This is a genomic window from Sulfitobacter sp. M85 (assembly GCF_029285915.1).
GTDB classification, from domain to species: Bacteria; Pseudomonadota; Alphaproteobacteria; order Rhodobacterales; family Rhodobacteraceae; genus Sulfitobacter; species Sulfitobacter faviae.
The window spans coordinates 1-2,496 of record NZ_JABECQ010000021.1; the positions used below are offsets into that span (position 1 = coordinate 1).

The 2,496-nt window shown below is 57.4% G+C and carries 2 protein-coding genes; both read left to right on the forward strand.

Annotation, left to right across the window (positions count from 1 at the left end; genetic code table 11):
• Positions 1-114 precede the first annotated feature (114 nt).
• Positions 115-1,644, forward strand: a complete 1,530-nt coding sequence (istA, locus tag HKX24_RS17490) for an IS21 family transposase (protein WP_276154220.1) — start codon at positions 115-117, stop codon at positions 1,642-1,644.
• Positions 1,634-2,413, forward strand: coding sequence for an IS21-like element helper ATPase IstB (gene istB, locus HKX24_RS17495; protein WP_209217220.1), 780 nt, complete (start codon positions 1,634-1,636; stop codon positions 2,411-2,413). The genes istA and istB overlap by 11 nt, the downstream gene beginning before the upstream one ends.
• The last annotated feature ends 83 nt before the right edge of the window (positions 2,414-2,496 follow it).

The following is a 2,496-nucleotide window of genomic DNA, read 5'->3' on the forward strand; positions in this document are numbered from 1 at the left end:
CTGTTGATTGTCACTGAGAGCTGACCCGGTAGCCCCATAAATTGTCACTGAGAATTGACCCATGTGAACACACTGCCCCGACGGTTTTGGTTGGGGGGATTTGGAGTGATCGACATGGGATTTTTGAGTGTCATCAGACGCTGGGCATTGCGTGACAAAATGCCAATCAGGGAGATTGCCCGGCGGACGGGTTTGTCTCGAAATACGATCAGGAAGTATCTGCGCGAAGGCGCGGTAGAGCCACAGTTCAAGACGCCCAAGCGTCCAAGCAGGCTGGATCCCTACGCGGATCGGCTATCAGCCTGGCTTTTGATCCAGACGCGGAAGTCGCGCAAGGAGCGGCGTACGATCAAGCAAATGCACGCTGATCTTGTGAAGTTAGGCTACGATGGTTCCTATGAACGCGTTGCCGCTTTTGCTCGGGCTTGGCGTGAAGATCGGCATCAAGCGGAGCAGACGACGGGGCGCGGCACCTACGTGCCTTTGGTGTTCGCGCCCGGCGAAGCCTTCCAATTCGATTGGAGCGAGGACTGGGCCAACATCGGCGGTGAGCGCGTCAAACTTCAGGTTGCGCATATCAAACTGTCACACAGCCGCGCCTTCTTGGTGCGGGCCTACCCGCTGCAAACGCACGAGATGCTGTTTGACGCCCACTGGCATGCATTCCGCGTGTTCGGCGGTGTGCCTGGTCGCGGGATCTATGACAATATGAAGACCGCCGTTGATCGTGTGGGCAAAGGCAAGCAGCGGGACGTCAATGCACGCTTCAAGGCTATGGCCAGCCACTACGTATTTGAGCCCGAGTTCTGCAATCCGGCAGCCGGTTGGGAGAAAGGCCAGGTTGAGAAGAACGTGCAGGATGCGCGCAACCGCATGTGGCAGGTCATGCCGGTCTGCGCCGATCTGGCAGAGCTGAACCAATGGCTTGAAGACCGCTGTATCGCCCTTTGGACAGAGACACCGCACAAGGCATTGCCGGGGTCCATCGCTGACGTGTGGGAGGCCGAGAAACCAACGCTGATGGCACTGCCGCCGGCATTCGATGGCTTTATCGAACACAGTAAGCGTGTGTCACCCACTTGCCTGATCACGTTCGAACGCAATCGCTACAGCGTTCCTGCCAGCTTTGCGAACCGCCGTGTCAGTTTGCATGTCTATCCCGAACGGCTGGTCGTGGTCGCTGAAGGGCAAGCGGTTTGCAAGCATGCGCGGATCATCGAGCGATCTCATCGCAAGCCCGGCAAGGTCATCTATGATTGGCGCCACTATCTCGCTGTTATCCAACGCAAACCGGGCGCACTTCGGAATGGCGCGCCGTTCACGAAGATGCCGGATGCCTTCCGTCAATTGCAGGATCACATGCTGCGTAAAGAAGGCGGTGACCGAGAGATGGTCGACATTCTGTCTTTGGTTCTTCAGCACAACGAAGAGGACGTTTTGCGTGCAGTGGAACTGGCACTTGAAGCGGGCGTCCCCACCAAGACGCACATCCTGAACCTGTTGCATCGATTGATCGACCGCAGACCGACAGATCACCCAGAGGTCGATCCGCCGGACGCACTGGCATTGCAGACAACGCCAGAGGCCAACGTCGGTCGCTATGACGGGTTGCGAAAGACTGAGGAGAAGCGCCATGCGTCATGACCCAGCAGGAGCCTCTATCGTCATCATGCTGCGCAGTCTCAAGCTATACGGCATGGCAAATGCGATTGAAGACTTGGTCGCCCAGGGCGCGCCAGCGTTCGAAGCTGCCACACCAATGCTGTCACAGCTGCTCAAGGCCGAGATCGCCGAACGCGAGGTGCGGTCCATCGCCTACCACACGAAGGTTGCCCGCTTCCCCGCATACAAGGATCTGACGGGCTTCGACTTTGCATCGAGTGAGATCAACGAAGCGACAGTGCGGCAGCTACACCGATGCGAGTTTATCGAAGCGGCCGAGAATGTTGTTTTGATCGGCGGTCCCGGAACGGGCAAGAGCCATACAGCCACGGCAATCGGCGTCCAAGCCATCGAACATCACCGGCGTAAGGTGCGCTTCTTCTCGACCGTGGAATTGGTCAACGCGCTGGAACAGGAGAAGGCACTTGGTAAAGCAGGGAAGCTGGCCGAGATGCTGACGAAGGTCGACTTGGTCATCTTGGACGAACTCGGCTACCTGCCGTTCAGTTCAACGGGCGGGGCGCTGCTCTTCCATCTGCTCAGCAAGCTCTACGAGCGCACCAGCGTCATCATAACCACAAACCTCAGCTTCTCAGAATGGGCACAGGTCTTCGGGGATGCAAAGATGACAACCGCACTCCTCGATAGGCTGACCCACCGCTGCCACATCCTCGAAACCGGAAACGACAGCTACCGCTTCAAGGCCAGCGCTGAGGCTGCAAAGAAAACACGAAAGGAGCCAAAACATTGACCGCGTCATAAACCACGACGCATAACTGAGGGTGGGTCAAATCTCGGTGAAAATACCGGGTCAGCTCTCAGTGACAATCAACA